The 16649-nt window shown below is 43.8% G+C and carries 12 protein-coding genes; 7 read left to right on the forward strand and 5 right to left on the reverse strand.

Annotation, left to right across the window (positions count from 1 at the left end; translation table 11 throughout):
* Nucleotide 1: 1 nt before the first annotated feature.
* Both JMX82_RS02030 and JMX82_RS02035 read right to left on the reverse strand, forming a co-directional pair.
* On the reverse strand, nucleotides 2-1657 hold the full coding sequence (locus JMX82_RS02030; RefSeq protein ID WP_227676257.1) for a sensor histidine kinase: 1656 nt from the start codon (nucleotides 1655-1657) through the stop codon (nucleotides 2-4).
* Nucleotides 1658-1671: 14 nt separating this feature from the next.
* Complete coding sequence (locus JMX82_RS02035; RefSeq protein WP_201539167.1) at nucleotides 1672-2370, reverse strand: response regulator transcription factor; 699 nt, start codon at nucleotides 2368-2370, stop codon at nucleotides 1672-1674.
* Between the two features lie 266 nt (nucleotides 2371-2636).
* On the opposite strand from JMX82_RS02035, the gene JMX82_RS02040 reads away from it, so the two are divergent.
* Nucleotides 2637-3170, forward strand: a complete 534-nt coding sequence (locus tag JMX82_RS02040) for a Spy/CpxP family protein refolding chaperone (RefSeq protein WP_201539168.1) — start codon at nucleotides 2637-2639, stop codon at nucleotides 3168-3170.
* A 119-nt stretch (nucleotides 3171-3289) separates the two neighbouring features.
* On the opposite strand, the gene JMX82_RS02045 is transcribed toward JMX82_RS02040, so the two are convergent.
* Genes JMX82_RS02045 through JMX82_RS02055 form a run of 3 tightly spaced genes read right to left on the reverse strand, consistent with a single transcriptional unit; the run spans nucleotide 3290 to nucleotide 7886 of the window.
* Nucleotides 3290-4174 (reverse strand): exonuclease domain-containing protein, encoded by an 885-nt coding sequence (locus JMX82_RS02045; RefSeq protein WP_201539169.1) that lies wholly within the window; start codon nucleotides 4172-4174, stop codon nucleotides 3290-3292.
* Between the two features lie 44 nt (nucleotides 4175-4218).
* Nucleotides 4219-5856, reverse strand: a complete 1638-nt coding sequence (locus tag JMX82_RS02050) for a hypothetical protein (protein WP_201539174.1) — start codon at nucleotides 5854-5856, stop codon at nucleotides 4219-4221.
* Between the two features lie 44 nt (nucleotides 5857-5900).
* Nucleotides 5901-7886 (reverse strand): hypothetical protein, encoded by a 1986-nt coding sequence (locus tag JMX82_RS02055; protein ID WP_201539177.1) that lies wholly within the window; start codon nucleotides 7884-7886, stop codon nucleotides 5901-5903.
* Nucleotides 7887-8066: 180 nt separating this feature from the next.
* On the opposite strand from JMX82_RS02055, the gene ggt reads away from it, so the two are divergent.
* From ggt to JMX82_RS02085, 6 genes are all read left to right on the forward strand, one after another.
* The gene (gene ggt / locus JMX82_RS02060) at nucleotides 8067-10013 is read left to right on the forward strand and encodes a gamma-glutamyltransferase (RefSeq protein ID WP_227676258.1); all 1947 of its coding nucleotides are present in this window, start codon (nucleotides 8067-8069) and stop codon (nucleotides 10011-10013) included.
* A gap of 19 nt (nucleotides 10014-10032) precedes the next feature.
* Entirely contained in the window at nucleotides 10033-10434 is a 402-nt protein-coding gene (locus tag JMX82_RS02065) for a hypothetical protein (RefSeq protein ID WP_201539179.1), read from the forward strand.
* 38 nt (nucleotides 10435-10472) lie between these two features.
* Nucleotides 10473-10931, forward strand: a complete 459-nt coding sequence (locus JMX82_RS02070; RefSeq protein ID WP_201539358.1) for a hypothetical protein — start codon at nucleotides 10473-10475, stop codon at nucleotides 10929-10931.
* 421 nt (nucleotides 10932-11352) lie between these two features.
* On the forward strand, nucleotides 11353-15063 hold the full coding sequence (gene dnaE, locus JMX82_RS02075) for a DNA polymerase III subunit alpha (RefSeq protein WP_201539181.1): 3711 nt from the start codon (nucleotides 11353-11355) through the stop codon (nucleotides 15061-15063).
* Between the two features lie 243 nt (nucleotides 15064-15306).
* On the forward strand, nucleotides 15307-15684 hold the full coding sequence (locus JMX82_RS02080) for an Hpt domain-containing protein (protein WP_109592692.1): 378 nt from the start codon (nucleotides 15307-15309) through the stop codon (nucleotides 15682-15684).
* Nucleotides 15684-16577 carry an RNA methyltransferase gene (locus JMX82_RS02085; RefSeq protein ID WP_201539182.1) on the forward strand — a complete coding sequence of 298 codons (894 nt, stop codon included), beginning with the start codon at nucleotides 15684-15686 and terminating at the stop codon, nucleotides 16575-16577. The genes JMX82_RS02080 and JMX82_RS02085 overlap by 1 nt, the downstream gene beginning before the upstream one ends.
* Nucleotides 16578-16649 lie beyond the last annotated feature (72 nt).

A 16649-nucleotide genomic window follows, 5' to 3' on the forward strand; every position in this document is an offset into this window, starting at 1 on the left:
CTTAGTCCCCTTCAGAGTTAACAGGCAATGTTATTTGCATCACCAGCCCTTGGATATCATCTTGGCGATTATAGACATGAATCTGACCCTTGTGTGCCATTACCACGGCATGAACGATTGCCAGCCCCAAACCATAACCCCCCGTTTCACGATGGCGAGCCGAGTCAAGCCGTACAAAGGGCTGAAAAATACGCGCCAAGTCCTTATCCGCGATGCCACCACCCTCGTCTGTGATGCTGATTTGAAGTGCAGGCTTATTGCCTTCCATCTCCACTTTTTTAATGTCAGCAATGACTGTTGAATCAGAGGCCGTATGCATAAAAGCATTACGAATGACATTTTCAAGCGCACTATGCAGCTGTTCTTGATTGCCAAGTACTGTCCAAGGAGTGGCTGAGTGAGCCGTTGATAAAGAATCTGTCATGGGTGTGTGACTCGGCTGCCATTGCCAACGCACATTTTTATGCTGAAACTCAAAGCAAACGTCTTGTCCAATCTCACTGATGATGTCAGAAATATCAACCGCTTCGTTTTCTATATTGTCGATGGTATATTGCTGCATTTGTAGAGATTGAATATGAATGATTTGCTCAATCAACTCATTCATCCGCGCCGACTCTTTATCGATACGGTCGAGATAACGACTGGCATTCGGTGCAAAGTCGCGAGTCAGCTCAGTCGCAACGTCTAGACGTGCCAGTGGCGATCGTAGCTCGTGCGAGATATCACTGAGCATCTGTTTGCGTGCTAGCTCACTCTCAGCCAACCGTTTTGATAATTTAGCCACGTCTTTTGCGAGTAAACCAAGCTCATCATCTCCCATTTTTGATAGGTCTGGGTGGGTCTGATAATCGCCATCAATCAGACGGTGTACGGTATTTTGTACACGGCGAATACGCTGAGTCATTGTACGGCTCAGCCAAATACAAACCAAGACGCTAAAAACGAGAATAAATAGCAAACGTATGGGAAAATTGCCACGTTGCAGCGCCATAACATCAGCAAAACGCAAATGCGGACGTAATTGTATAATGACAGACTGCTCATCTGGTAAGACGACCGTCACATCAGCCAGCTCAGGGCGACTGTCGAAATCAGCTAGCGTAGCGCTATTTGGCATCATCGGTTGCAGAATATGGTTTAAGAATGACGACTTATCATTCGACATTTTATTATTATCATCGTGACTATTAACCCTGTTATTGTCCACATTGGGCTGAGCTGCCATTGGTTGCATTGATGATTGCATTGATAGTTGCCCTACTTCACGCCGACTACCCTGCATACCTTTTTGCCTACGCTCATCTCTATTGCGATAACGCGGAAATATAATCGCCCCTTCTTCATCGTAAACACTTATCTGATTCATGAGTTGACGGTCCTGACGATACATTTGCTTAACTGTACTTAAATCACCCGCTCTTAATGCCTGAACCATTTCTTGACGCTTAATCAATAAACTATCAGTTTGTACGTTCATGCGAGCCGTTAGTGCTTTTTCGACCAGCCAACGCTCCACCATGATCGATAAAATAGAGGTGATTATAATTGTTAATAATAGACTTAGAAACAAACGCCAAAATAGTGTGATTCGCACTTTAAACTTTGGTGTTTGCTTAAGCATTTTATGGTTAATAGCTTTCTTGGAAGCGTTCATCGATGAGTCCATCATTACAATACCAGCTGATAACCTTTACCACGAACCGCCTTGATAGGCTCATCATGAAAAGGTTGGAGTTTTTTGCGGAGTCGTGAGACATGCACATCAAGGCTACGGTCGAACGGCTGTAATTCACGTTGTAAAACATGCTCTGACAGCCACGCTTTGCTCACCACCTCACCTTTTTGTTTCAGTAGCGCAACCAACAAATCAAACTCTGTCCCCGTCACTTGTAGTTCTATGCCATCTATCTGACAAAGCCGCTGGTTTTGATTCAGATGCAAACGGCTCTCTGGTAACGGCGTATGCTCTGATGTCGCTGCGCTAGTGCGTTTGATGACGGCATTGATACGTGCCAGCAGCTCTCTAGGATTGCAGGGTTTGGTAATATAATCATCAGCACCAAGTTCAAGCCCAATGATACGATCAATCTCCTCCCCTTTTGCGGTCAGCATAATGACAGGGATATCACTGATATTGGGTAATTGACGCAAGACACTCAATCCATCTATTTTTGGCATCATAATATCTAGCACCAGCAAATCATAAGCAGCAGCGCCATTAAGCACATTATTGCTTGCGGTTTTGAGTTTCTGTATGACAGCCTCACCATCGTGAACGCAGTCGCATGTCACCCCATGATTGTGCAAGTATTCTTGTAACAATTGGGTCAATTCTTCGTCATCATCACCTAGTAGTATGTGTGGCACATCTTTCTCCTTAAGCGTTAAATCGCTTTATGAGCCATATTATCAGTCAATTGCTTATCGATTCGCTATAAACGTTACCTTTCTTAATACTTCATAAATGTTCGTAACCTTTAACTGTCGTAATATAGCGTCTATCGCGACAAATACTGATAACAAGCTGTGATGGATAGTGGCTATCCGGGACACTTAGCATTCATAAGCTAATCAGATAAAAACTGACTTTTTCGCAACCAATAACGTATGCACCATAAATTAAGGTAACGATGATGAAAAAATTATTAATGGGCTCAGTCTTAGCAATGTCTAGCATTTTCACCGTAACGGCTTGTACCAGTGTTAATGCAACCACTGATACCACACCAACGACCAGTAAAATGCAGCATAAAGATGGCATGAAAAAAGCCATGAACAAAGGCGGCATGAGAGGTCCAATGTCGCAGCTAGATCTAACAGCAACGCAACAAGCGCAAATCAAAGCCATCATGCAAGCACAACACGGCGATCGTAAAGCTGACCGTACAAAAAACAAAGCAGAACGGGCGCAAATGCAGCAACAAATGCAAGCATTAACTAATAGTAGCACTCTAAATACAGCCGCAGTTAATCGCTTAGCTGATCAGCAAGCGGCTAAAACCAAGCAGCGCTTCATTGAGCGAGTACAGACTCAACATGCTATCTCTCAAGTATTGACTGCTGAGCAACGCGCAAAACTCGCTACATTAAAAGCTGAAAAAATGGCGAAAGGTCATAAAGGCTCAGAGCACGGTAAAAGGCATGGCAAACCACATCAAGGCATGTAATTCGTCATTAATAGGCTGTTTCGCATTCATGCTGACTGTCCTATAAGACTGATTATGAACACATAAAAAAGCGCATCGTATAAACGGTGCGCTTTTTAGTTTTAATGTTGAGGCTCACATTACTTTGATATTTTAATTAACTGTAAAAAGGCGCGCTCTTCAAGAATTTTGATATCTAAACCACTCTGAATCAGCTCTTCCACTTTTCGATGCTTACTACTTTTTTCATGACCAGCAAGCAACGTTAAATCTTGAACACCAACCACAAGATAATCTAATGTCTTCGAAGCACCCGCTTTGACATTAAAACCATTTTTGGCTGCTATCTCAGCAATATCTGCTCGACTGATACTAAGATTGCCTGTAAAGCAGATATTGAGTCCTGCATATTGTCCTGACTCATTTCCAACTTTTGTGATATGACTGGGGTAACTTCTATTATTTGCGCTTGGTTGCTGAGGATAATTACGACTGTATTGACTATCTTCTACCCAATCATGAATTGATAAACCATTTTCTCTAAGAATGGTTACGATTATAAAGCCACATGCTTTGGCATCTTCTAGCGCGTCATGATGGTTAAACCGATAATTCCATTCTCTACAAACATTCGCCAGATTATAACCTTTAACCGAAAAGCGCTGACACGTCTTACGTACCAATATCGTGGCATCGACCCACTGTAACTCTGGTATTGGTAATTTGTGAAGCTCTAGACTTTTTGTCAACGCCCTTTGATCAAAGTCAGTATAGCTAACGACAACATTTTCACCGATAAATTTTAATATTTGCCCGTAAATGTCATACATAGACGGCGCATCTTTTACCATACTACTGGTAATACCATGCACTTCTATATTTTGACGACTAAAAGACGTCTGAGGACATACTAACTTACAGTAGGTATCAATTAACTTACCGTTCAAATATTTAGCCAAGCCTATTTGACAAATAGACCCTACGTCGCTGTTTGCAGTTTCAACGTCAATGGTCACAAAATTCACTAGCTCGTCCTCAATGTCATAGATTTAGTCTGATTTAGTTTTGTTTATTCAATCGCTCCAAACTTCTCTTCAACCATTGGCATGACACCAAACATCATTTTACCCATTGCAGTACCATTGCCATCACGATAGTACTGCATTAATTCGCTACCATACTCGCGCATATCAATACTATTACTGGCATTAGGCACTTGTACATCGTTTGGTAAATTGGGAAATACCATGTTTTTGGCGCTTATAGCGGAATACTGCTGCAAAACATCTATGACCATGTTCTTACTAGCGGCGGTTTCGCTCGGAAGCTCACTGCGCATATGCTGCCATTTGAGCTGACCACGCTTATCAAATCCATACAACTCTTGCGTCTCTGCATTTGCTAGCATTGCACTTTCTGCCGTCTTTTCTTTTGCCTCTGCCATTGTTTCCTCTATTGTCTCACTGCCACTATCCATGCCACTTTTTATCATTGCCAACATTTGCTGCACTAACGCTTTACTGGTAAATTTATCAGCATCTGTGTTGCCTACCTCGTCAGCCGCGCTTTCTTTGACCAGTTCTGGATATCGCTGACTCATCCGCTCGTAAACGATGCGCATATAATCTTGATAAAACTGCTCATAACTCTCAGCACTTTGTACACGGCGAATGACTTGGTTGCTTGCTAGCATTGCTGGTAGCTGATGCGCGGGTAACTTGGGAGAGAGCGAGGCTAGCGTATTAGGGGCGACATAATCAAACTGGCTAGTAGGTGCGGCATCAAATGTGGCATCTAACGCGGCAAAGTGGCTTTTTATCAACTCGCTACCAAAGCCTTTAGGTAAGGTGCCATCATCAATGGCTAGCTTTAACCATTTGTTGCGCCACTTTGTGCCGAGCTTATCGTCTAACAGTTCTGAATTAAACATCGCAAAATTATCTGCCCATAGATAAATATTACCGTTTTTCAAATCCAGATAAATCGGCTGATTCATGCTGCTTTGATGATTACGCGCTTGATACTGCACGCTCGCCAGCATCGTCGCCTTGCCAGCCATTGGCTGATAGACGCCTTGTGCATTGATAGACAGCGGCTTTAGCACATAAGCATCTAGCAACTTTGCTTTTTTGATATCTTGCGCTGTCGATCGGTCGTCGTAATTGTCAAATAACTGTTGGTAAAACGCTGGCACATTGATTTCACTATCATATTTACTCTCTACCCATGCCTCATAGGCATCCGTACACTCAAGATAGCGGTCTTTGAGCACCGTTCGCTGAGCATCATAATCTGCCACCAAAATATCTTTATTTTGCGTTTCTGCTTGGGTAATTAAGGTGGCATACGCTTGATCGTGTGTGTCTTCGCAGTATTCATCGATATAAACTGAGGCGACTGGCGCTTTGGCATCTATTTCCATATTTATATCGCTAAACTGCTGCTCGTTACTGATCTCCAGATTGCTATGATAGCTAAAGGACTGGCGGCGCTGTTTCTGTAACGCAGTCGCCAATGCTGTTTTGGCTACCACTGGCGTTTGCTTAGCAGTCGCAGCATTAGATTGGTCAAGACTGGTAGATTGGCAGCCCGTTAATAACAATGCCCCTGTGACTAATGCACCAGCAAATAGGCGATTGCCATTAAGAACTGATGCAAGGCTCGCTGACGAAAGACGACTTGCAATGATTTGATGTGATTTTTTCATTTTTTTTCCTTATTGAATATGTGCTTGAATATGACAAGATAGCGTTATTGACCGTCTACCCTGTTGTCAGCATCATCTGCGGCATCGTCTTCGATATCAGTGTCATCTTGACTATCAGCACTGTCATATTCTGCTGCCTCATAGCCGCTATCACCATCTGCATAATCGCTACTATAGTCATCATCACTGCTCCCACTATAGTCATAGCGGGCATAACGTGCCGCTTGCAGTCTTTCTTTTTGTTGGCGTTGCTCTGCCATCCATGCATTGCCATCGATAGCAGCTTTAGCATTTGGGCCAAAAGACTCGGTCAACAAAGGCGTTAGTGCATGTTTATTAAAACTGCTTTTATCATAGCGTACTTGATTCAGCACGCTGGTTGTCGAACCCATCAAATCGCCACCGATATTTACCCGCTGCTGCTTAGCAAGCAGGCGATCTGAGCGGTCTAAATAATAGTAATTTATCTGATTAAAAGAGATCGGACCGATGGCCTCAATAAGCTGCAATAGCGCACCCACATCCGCACTTTGGTAGCCTTTATTGTATAGCTGCACTTTCGCAAGCGCAGTTTTTAGCATAGCGCCATCAGGATATTTCTGTGGATTGGCATCGACATAATCCTGTAGCGATTTTGTCATGTATTTTAGAGTTTTTCCGATCATCTCACCGCTTTGCTTGCTGCCAAAATAGACTTTTACCGCTTGGCTCGCCCCGACTTCTTTGGCAAATGCATCATTATGAATATCTACAGCACTAAAGTGCTCAGGCGCAAGCTCTGCCATGCTGCTCTGTATGGCAGTGATGGCGGCATCATAAAGCACTGCTGGCGGCAGCTGCGCAGTAATACTCTCAGGCAACCCAAAACTAACGGTATGTGAGGTCATTTGATTAGGTAAAGGGGTGTTTTCAGGATTAACAAGCGCCACAATAGGCATGATTGCCGATGGGTCTACCGTGATACGGCTGTTATTAAAATCGAACGCTAACGGTATCTGGATGGATGAGCTAATCGTCGGCGTCACATAGTCATAGCTATAGACGCTTTGCAGTTGTCGCTGTTTGGGTTTGTACTGACTGACACTATTGAACGTTAAATTTTGATATTGATAAGCATTTGACGCAGCTATCTGTTCCGGCGTGCGATGGAACATACTCAGCATTTGACCAATGACGCCCGTAGATGTTGCTGATTGGCTACCTTCTACAGCCTCTGATTGTTGCTTAGCCATTTGTATGGCTTCATACTGCTCTATCATGCTTTTTGGGTTTAATTTTGATAACTTTGAAAAAGCACTGTCTGATTCATAATCATCGGTGTCATAGTTCCCTTCGCCGTAACTCTCTGATTGATAGTCACTGCGACTATAACCGTTTTCGTCATAGTTAACATCCTCTACAACACAGACTTCATAAGCGTCATCGTCCTCATTATCATTGCATTTATTCGACTCTGCACTTACCGCTGCTAACTCTGCCATAGCCTCAGTTTGCCTGTCCTCATAATCACTTTCATCATAGTCACCGTCAGGCTTATAAACATAGGCTTCTATAATTGTTCTAAGCAAGCTACTAGAGCCTGCATCAATGCTGTCTGGATCAATAAAAGGTACCGCTTGATAATTGGCTTGCGCGACTGCTACGTGTTCTGTTGCCAGATGCTGACGAATAGCTGCCAGTAAATGTGATTTGGCTTGATTGTCCGTATTGGGATATTTTTCTTGGTAAAATAATTGCTGATAACGCTCAGATTTGGCAGTAAGGCTAGCATTAAATGCGCGTCCTTGTGCTTGGCTCTGCGCGCTATCAGCGGTACTAAAATCAATCATACTTTTTGATGCCGCAGTCGACGATACCGCTGGGCTTGATTGACAGCCCAAAAGAGCCATAGACGTAGTGCCAACCAGCAAGGCGATAGACGTCAATTTACCTACCTGATATACATGATCGTTATTATTGATAGACGAATGATGACTCGTCATCTCAGAGTAGCGCTGTCGATTATGATTATTAATATGATTTGATGACATAGTAATCTCTTTGTATAAATAGCCAGTCTATAATTAGTGTACATTAGTACCGTTATTTATATCACAATGCGTTACAATTTAGTAATATTAGAACCTATTTATTAAGAAAATACTTAGATTTTTTTATACAAAATAACTTTCTCACTACTGCTTTCTCGCCCAAGTAAAAAGGACTTTACAATGCCAACCTCTATATCAAAAAACAACATACGCACTGCTGACAATAATCCTCAAGGTAGAGCAAATATTAAAGCGGCTATTTTGTTAATCAGTAGCACATTTTTAGTATCACTGTCTGCTCACGCGCTTGAGCCGACAACCAATCAATCAACTACTATCAACCCAACATCGATTAACACTAGCGCCATCAATCTCGCGATTATGGCTGATAATCCTACTGTAATATCTGAAACTCAGCGTGTGACAAGAGCCAAAATCAATGCCCTCACTTCCACGATTAACAATGCCAAGACCGATCAAGCCATCTATTCTGAAGATGCGATTCACCACCCTGTTTGGGCAAAGAACGGTATGGTCGCCACCCAAGAAGCCCTCGCCTCTGATATTGGACTCAAGATTTTAAAAGACGGTGGTAATGCGGTTGATGCTGGCGTCGCCGTTGGCTTTGCCTTAGCAGTAACTTTGCCGCGCGCAGGTAACATTGGCGGTGGTGGATTTATGATGATTTATGATGCCAAGCAAGGCAAAACGGTGGCACTCGATTACCGTGAAAAAGCACCGAGTAGCGCCTCGCGTGATATGTATCTCGATGAGGATGGCAATGCGGTCAGCGACTTGTCTCGTTATCACGGTCTAGCAGTTGGTGTACCGGGAACGGTCGCAGGATTACTTAAAGCATTAGAAGATCATGGCACCATGAGCCGCGGACAAGTGATGGCACCAGCGATTGCACTGGCTGAGGACGGTATAGAAGTCACAGCAGGTCTGTCTGAGTCACTCACAGCATTAAGCGATCGCATGCAAAAATGGCCAAGCACGAAAAAGATATTTTTTAAACCTGATGGCAGCGCCTATCAACCCGGTGAGCGTTTAAAACAGCCTGAATTGGCAAAATCGCTTAAGCTCATTGCCGCAAAAGGGGCGGATGGATTCTATAAAGGAGAAACCGCAAGTAAGTTGGTCAAAGCGGTCAATGAGGCTGGTGGTAGCATGAGCTTACAAGATTTAGTCAACTATGAAGCCATCGCTCGCGTGCCCGTCAAAGGCGATTATCGTGGTTATGAGATTGTCTCGATGCCACCGCCGTCTTCTGGTGGTATTCATATTGTGCAAATCTTAAACATTTTGGAAGGTTATCCGCTAAAAGACTACGGTCAAAACAGTGCGCAAACCATTCATTTAATGGCCGAAGCGATGCAGCTCGCTTATGCGGATCGCTCAGAGTATTTAGGTGATTCTGACTTTATCGATGTGCCTGCTAGCGGTTTAGCTTCTCAGGCTTATGCGGATAAACTGCGCACCTTAATCAATCTAGACAAAGCCACACCAGCGTCTACCATCAAAGCCAACAACCCTCTACCCTATGAAAGCGATCAGACCACGCATTTCTCCATTGTAGATAAAAATGGCAATGCCATAGCCAATACTTATACGCTAAACTTTTCTTATGGCACAGGTCTTGTCGCTGAAGGTACGGGGATATTGCTCAATAATGAGATGGACGATTTTTCTGCCAAACCGGGTGTGCCAAATGGTTATGGATTATTGGGCGGTGAAGCAAATGCCGTTGAAGCCAATAAACGCCCATTATCTTCTATGAGTCCGACACTGGTCTTTAAAGATAGTAAACCATATATCGTCACGGGTAGCCCTGGTGGTAGCCGCATCATTACCACTGTCACCCAAATAATCTCGAATGTCATCGATCATGATATGAATATCGCTGAGGCCACTCACGCACCGCGTATCCATGACCAATGGCTGCCTGATGAGATTCGGGTCGAAAAAGCACTGAATATTGATACGGTTAAAAAGCTTGAGTCAATGGGTCATACGGTCAGTCCAAAATCTGCCATGGGCTCGACTCAGTCGATTATGATTACGCCAAATGGTATCTACGGCTCGTCTGATCCGCGTATCGTCGATGCGGCGGTGGTTGGGTATTAATCATAAACTAGAGGGTATTATGCAGACAATCAAACTCACACTAATATTGACCAGTATATTAGGCCTCACTGCCTGTATCGATTTGGGTGCGCGGTTTATGTATGAACAAGACTATTTAGAAACTGACTCTGGCAATGCAGTAGGAAGATGTACCACAGAGATCAATCCAGCAACAGACAGACTGCTTTTTTCGCCACTGCCCGAAAGATCGGCAAAAGGATACTGGGAAGACAACAACTTGCCTAAAGGCACACTGTATTTTATCTGTGACGGGAGCACACCCTTATTACCAAAGGACTGTCAAGGAAACGAGCTGACCACGCCGCAGCTGCGTCGCTATTGGAAAAAATATGACTTGCCTGTGGGTACTAAAAGATTTGACTGCAGAAATGGTGTACCTCGTGTACCAGCCGATAGCTAGTTAAGAACGTACCTTCTATCATGGATAAGGAAATTATCATGAAAAAATCATACCTCATCGCCAGCGGACTCACCGCAGTACTATTAACAGGCTGTATAGATAATATAGCAGGGATTAACAACTCAAAACCTGATAAATACATTTTGAATAGTAAAGGTGGCTGGGCATTAGACTGTGTAACAAACAGTCCTTTGGGTTCTGACGGCGATTACTTTTGGGATTACAACAACCTACCTCATGGCACGGTAGACTATGTCTGTAAAGAAGGTAGAGCCTATCTACCTGGGCAAGCACCCAATTGTGATATGCAGGATGGCTTTTGCCCACCCGACAAAGATACCAAAAAATGCTATGACTATGAAACTTCAATATATTATGCAAAACAATGCAAAGAAGGCGACTCCCTAATCGGTTATTGGCAAGGTGATAAATGGATGAATAGAGAGGGTAACGCCGATAATCCAGTCTGGGTTGAAGGTAAATGGTTTGGATTATAATCCAAGTTTCTAAAAAGTATTCACCTCTAAACAGATTAATATCTCTTTCTAAACATTTCATAAATAACCGCTTTCATCGTTAAGAATGTCAGCGGTTTTTTGATAGAAAAATAATGCTTTCCCTAGCAAAAAATCTTGCCTATATCTTGTCTATTACACTGAAATAAGATCGCTGAGGTCTTTTAGTGAAATTGAAATAGCACATATCTGATGAATACTTCCAACCTGATTACTTAGCCTAATAGCTTTGAATCAGTGGCTGTCTACGGCAAATAATGCTATTATTGACGACCCCATTTAAAACGTATCAACATGGCTATCGAGGTCTTATTTACCTTTGAACATCAATATAAATGACGGATAAACATCCTTTATTTTATCGATAGCTTATTGCTTTTGATCGTACTAGTAAGAGTCTCCTATGGCATTTGTACACCTTGGCATCCACAGCGAATATTCAATCACTGATTCTATCGTGCGTATTAAGCCGCTAGTGAAAGCTGCGGCGGCTGACCATCAGCGCGCGCTGGCATTGACCGATTTGTCCAATCTGTATGCCACGGTGAAGTTTTATCGTGCCTGCCTAGGTGCGGGTATCAAGCCCATTATCGGCAGTGAAGTCATCATGGAAAATGAAGACACACGGCTCACCCTACTCGCGATGGACAACGAGGGCTATCAAAACATCACTCGTATCGTATCGCTTGGCTTTACCGAAGGGCGCGCCGACGATGCCAATCATGGTGTGCCAGTCGTTAAGCGCAGTCATATTTTAGCGCATGCGGCAGGCGTGATTGTCTTATTTACTGAAAAATCAGATGTCGGTCAGGCACTGGTTGGCTCGATGCCAGAAAAAGCCGATGAGCTGCTAATAGAATGGCAGGCGCAATTTGCTGACCGTTTATATTTTGCGATTAAGCGTACCAATCGCTCAGGTGAAGACGCCTTTATTAAAGCGGCTATTCACTCTGGTGCTAAGCATCATATTCCTATCATTGCTCATAATGACGTACGTTTCTTAGAGCAGGATGATTTCGATGCTCACGAAGCGCGGGTTTGTATCGCTGGCTCTTACGTACTTGCCGACCAAAATCGCCCGCAAACTTATTCCGATGCACAATATCTTAAAACCCAAGCGCAAATGCAGCAGTTATTTGCTGATATTCCGCAGGTTATCAACAATACTTTGCGCTTAGCAAGCCGTTGTAATGTGACGTTGACGCTTGGTATCAACGTATTACCTGACTTTCCTGTGCCCGAAGGTGAGACGATTGAATCGTTTTTCCGTGCAGAATCAATACGGGGTCTGAATAATCGACTAGATAAACTATTCCCAATCGAGAAACGTAGCGATAATTGGAGCGAGTTTCGCCAAAGATATGATGACCGCTTAGAGTATGAACTAAAGGTTATTCTTTCAATGGGCTTTCCTGGTTACTTCCTCATCGTCATGGACTTTATCCGTTGGGCAAAAGCCAATGGCGTACCAGTCGGTCCTGGTCGTGGTTCTGGTGCAGGCTCACTCGTTGCTTATTCGCTCAATATTACCGACCTCGACCCTATTCATTACGACTTATTATTTGAGCGCTTTTTGAATCCCGAGCGTGTGTCCATGCCCGATTTCGATATTGACTTCTGTATCGAAGGTCGCGACCGCGTTATTGATTATGTAGCACAAACCTATGGTCGTGAAGCAGTCTCGCAAATCATTACCTTTGGTACGATGGCAGCAAAAGCGGTGGTGCGTGACGTCGCACGTGCACAAAGTAAATCCTATTTCCTTGCCAGCAAAATGTCGAAACTTATTCCCAAAACACCGGGTATCACCCTCAGTCAAGCGCTTGAGCAAGAGCCGCAGCTCAAAGACTTAATCTCCAATCCTGACAATATGGATTATGAAGATGCCACTGAAGTGTGGGAGATGGCAATTAAGCTCGAAGGTATTTGCCGGAACGTGGGTAAACATGCTGGTGGCGTATTGATTGCGCCGCACAGAATCACAGATTTTAGCGCGATTTATTGTGATGATGAAGGTCACCGTGTCAGCCAATTTGATAAAGATGACGTTGAAGCCGTTGGGCTAGTAAAATTTGACTTTTTGGGTCTACGTAACTTGACCGTGATTGATGCCGCTGTTAGAAATATCAACCTGCGCCGTGCAAAAGAAGGCAAAGATGCGTTGGTGTTAGAAGACCTACCATTAGATGATAAAAAAGCCTACAAGCTCTTGCAAGATGCCAAGACCACTGCCGTTTTTCAGCTAGAAAGTATGGGCATGAAAAAGTATCTGGCGAAATTACAACCGACCAATATCGAAGATGTGATCGCCATGTGTGCGCTTTATCGCCCAGGCCCGCTGGACGCTGGCATGGTAGAGATGTATATCGACCGCAAACATGGTCGTGAGGAAGTCATTTATGATCATCCCAATCTTGAGCCGATTTTAGAAAATACCAATGGCGTTATTGTCTATCAAGAACAGGTCATGCAAATCTCGCAGGTCATGGCAGGCTACAGCTTGGGCGGCGCAGATATGCTTCGCCGTGCCATGGGTAAAAAGAAACCTGAAGAAATGGCTAAGCAGCGCGATATCTTTATTACTGGTGCAACAGAGCAAGGTATTGATGAAGCAACGTCAGGCGGTGTGTTTGATTTGATGGAGAAGTTTGCCGGTTACGGCTTTAACCGCTCGCATTCGGCTGCTTATGGTGTACTCGCTTATCAGACCGCGTATCTAAAGCAATACTATCCTGCTGAGTTTATGGCAGCTGTACTCACATCAGATATGAACAACACTGACAACGTGGTGTTCTTTATCAATGATTGCCGTGAAAACTTTGATTTGACCGTGGTTAATCCATCGGTAAATCGCAGTGAATGGCATTTCGTTGCCGATACCCCAACCAATATCATTTATGGCTTGGGTGCGATTAAAGGCGTTGGTGAAGGCGCGGTCGAGTCTATCGTTGATGCACGCCGCCGTGAAGGACCGTTTAAAGACCTATATGATTTTTGTCGCCGCGTTGATATCAAAAAGGTTAATAAACGCACTTTAGAGGGACTGATAAACGCTGGTTGTTTTGATGACTTTGCAGCCACCCTACGACCAGATTTACCAGCCGATGAAGCATACGAGATTCGCGGCGCATTAATGAGCCAGCTGCCAAGTGCCGTACAAGCTGCTGAACAAGACCGTCAGAACCGTGAAATCGGCATGATGGATTTGTTTGGTGAAATGGATGGTGTCGTCGCCGCGCCGCCACTGGTTATGACGCCAGAGCTGATTTGGGGTGATAAACATCGTTTAAAAGCAGAAAAGAACACGTTAGGATTGTATTTGACGGGTCATCCAATCAATGAATACTTGGATGAGTTAAAACGCTATACCTCAGGCACTCGTCTCGATAAACTGACTGACACGGGCTATAACGGTAGCTGTTATTTCGCCGGATTGATTATTGATATTGCCAACTTTGGTAATCGCAATGTCATTATCTTAGATGACGGCACTTCAAGGCTGGAAGTAAGCTGCTATGCCGAGCGTTTCAATCGTGTCAAAGAACAGTTGAAAATTGATGAAGTCGTCATCATCAAAGGCAGCATTCGTGAGCGTGATGGGCGTTTATTTGCCCGTCTTGATAGTGCCATGAGCATGGTCGATGCGCGCCTAAGATGGATGAAAAAAATCAGTATTAAAATTCATGGCAGCGACATCAATCTGCTGACGCGACTGCAACCGTTACTCAAGTCTGCACAAGCCAGCATTATTCCGGCACCAAAACTGTCTCATGACAACGAGCAAGACGAGCAAAGTGGCAACTTTAATGGCAATAGTGGCTACGATGCTGCGATGGGCGGAAGTTTATATGATGAAAATGGCAATGATTTATTGGCGCTAGAAAATGACATGAATCAAAATAGTGCTAATCAAAGTTATGCCAATAATGCTTTGAGCAATACTGACACCTCCATTAATGATAATTGTCTGCCACTGGGACTGAGCATTTATGAGAAATTTGGCATCGCTAACGTAGGGCTATCTGAGCACTGGCGCATCTACCCCAACGATGATAACTTACAGCAATTAAAGAATATGGTTAGTGAAGACAATTTGCATTTCCATTATAGCTAGGGCGTATCCTCATTTTAAAAATGGTGATGAAAATGAGATAAATTGCCGTCAAACAAGGAAGATAGCGACGTTAATATCGAGATATTGATAAGCTATTTGACGATGTTTAACAAAATTTAGCCATGTTTAGCCCATTTAGAGAGTAATTGATTGAATTGAGGACACGCCCTAATACCTGAAGAACATTGACGTATTTATTACAAACCCTTTACCGTTTTAACTTTTAGAATTGGACATAAAACCATGGATGAAACCCCAAATAAAAATATGGCTCACCAAGCTGAAGAAATCATTAATCATGAGCAATTTGAAGATATGCGTGATTTGTTAGAAGAAGACTTTGCTGATTTGATACAAGTGTATATCACTGATAGTCAGCAGCGAATAAGTGCGCTGCGAGTCGCTCAGCAAGAAAATGACAATGCCAATGGTTTTGAAGTTGCTCATGCGCTAAAAGGAGCCAGCGCCAACTTGGGCACGACCCAATTAACGAACTTGAGCAGCCAGTTACAAGAGCGCTGCCGCGAGCGTCTTATCAGCGAGCAAGCGGCACTGATTGAAAATATCGCCGTCGCATTGCAACGCGCAGAACAAGAAATCAATCTAAGACTGGGGTTGTAATGAGTAATGATTCTACCCCTATATTAGCAGCATCTACTGTCAATCATACGGTGAGCGACTATTTGTCTTGTGTGCAAGTTGTCATGGTTAATACCACTTTGCCTGCCAATATTGGCTCAGCAGCGCGCGCCATGCACACAATGGGTTTGTCTCGTTTGACGGTTGTCGATCCTAAGCTACCAATTGATGAAACCAGTGTGTCTCATGCAGCAGGTGGCAGCGAGCTGCTATCATCAGCCTTGATTGCACCTACTTTAGAATCTGCTATTGCGGATTGCCAGTTGGTATTTGCTGCCAGCAGTCGCAGTCGGCATTTGCCCCGCCCTGTCGTGACACCCACGCAAGCTGCTAAGATTATGTTTGATTTTATCGATAAACAGTCGGCGTCGAGCAAAGACGATAGCAACGCTAATACCCTGTCGGCTGTTACTGCTAGTAAACCAAATATCGCTATCCTATTTGGGCGTGAAGATCGTGGATTGACCAATGAAGAGTTGGCTTATGCCGATTATCATATCCAAATCGATGCCAACCCTGCTTATCCTGTACTCAATGTCGCGTCAGCCGTGCAAGTAATCGCTAGCTTTATTTTTGCTTACGCGCAATCACACACTCAGACAGCGGATAGTTTAGATACTGCTTTGAGTACTACTACTCAGCCAATGCTCGATGTACATTTACGTCAGCAATGGGATGAACCCGCCATTACCCAGCAGCAATTGCAACAGCTGACCCATCGCACCACTGAACTGATGGCTCAACGAGGTTTAGCCGATAGCGAAAACTTGAAGTCATTACCATCGCGGCTGTCACGACTGGGCTCACGCCTACAGCTTGATCAAAAAGAGTATCAGCTACTCAGTGCTTTGATTGCCAAACTTGCAAAAGACTAAAGCTTTTAATATGCAAATTTTCAGGCGTTGAGTTGCTATTGCATTAGCAGCCGTAGCATTTACAAATCCTAT

The organism is Psychrobacter sp. 1044 (genome assembly GCF_904846525.1).
Classification (GTDB): Bacteria; Pseudomonadota; Gammaproteobacteria; order Pseudomonadales; family Moraxellaceae; genus Psychrobacter.

Coding starts and splice junctions, on each gene's coding strand:
- JMX82_RS02030 (WP_227676257.1), bottom strand. CDS start 1,657: ATGAACGCTTCCAAGAAAGCTATTAACCATAAAATGCTTAAGCAAACA.
- JMX82_RS02040 (WP_201539168.1), top strand. CDS start 2,637: ATGAAAAAATTATTAATGGGCTCAGTCTTAGCAATGTCTAGCATTTTC.
- JMX82_RS02050 (WP_201539174.1), bottom strand. CDS start 5,856: ATGAAAAAATCACATCAAATCATTGCAAGTCGTCTTTCGTCAGCGAGC.
- JMX82_RS02055 (WP_201539177.1), bottom strand. CDS start 7,886: ATGTCATCAAATCATATTAATAATCATAATCGACAGCGCTACTCTGAG.
- ggt (WP_227676258.1), top strand. CDS start 8,067: ATGCCAACCTCTATATCAAAAAACAACATACGCACTGCTGACAATAAT.
- JMX82_RS02065 (WP_201539179.1), top strand. CDS start 10,033: ATGCAGACAATCAAACTCACACTAATATTGACCAGTATATTAGGCCTC.
- JMX82_RS02070 (WP_201539358.1), top strand. CDS start 10,473: ATGAAAAAATCATACCTCATCGCCAGCGGACTCACCGCAGTACTATTA.
- dnaE (WP_201539181.1), top strand. CDS start 11,353: ATGGCATTTGTACACCTTGGCATCCACAGCGAATATTCAATCACTGAT.
- JMX82_RS02080 (WP_109592692.1), top strand. CDS start 15,307: ATGGATGAAACCCCAAATAAAAATATGGCTCACCAAGCTGAAGAAATC.
- JMX82_RS02085 (WP_201539182.1), top strand. CDS start 15,684: ATGAGTAATGATTCTACCCCTATATTAGCAGCATCTACTGTCAATCAT.